Genomic DNA, 231 nt, shown 5'->3' on the forward strand with positions numbered 1-231 from the left:
CGCGGGCGGCGGCCAGGGACGCCGCCGCGGTGGCGTCGTCGCAGTCCGTGTGGCCCAAGGAGGGCGTCACGCCGTGCGAGGTCATCAGGTCCACCAGCGCTGCGGCACCGGGCAGTTCCGGCGCGTAGGTCATGGTGGTCATTTTCCCGCCCGCGGCGCCAGCGAGCTCCGCCATGAAGTCGAGATCCGGCTCGAGCAGGAAATCGGGGTTTTGCGCCCCGCATCTGGCAT

General features: G+C 71.0%; 1 protein-coding gene. It reads right to left on the minus strand.

Annotation, left to right across the window (positions count from 1 at the left end; translation table 11 throughout):
• Nucleotides 1–231, minus strand: a 231-nt coding sequence (locus tag SB679_RS26520) for a hypothetical protein (RefSeq protein ID WP_410705439.1), incomplete at both ends; no start/stop codon positions are given.

Origin of the sequence: Chryseobacterium sp. SIMBA_029 (genome assembly GCF_046535275.1) — a bacterium.
Taxonomy (GTDB): Bacteria; Bacteroidota; Bacteroidia; order Flavobacteriales; family Weeksellaceae; genus Chryseobacterium.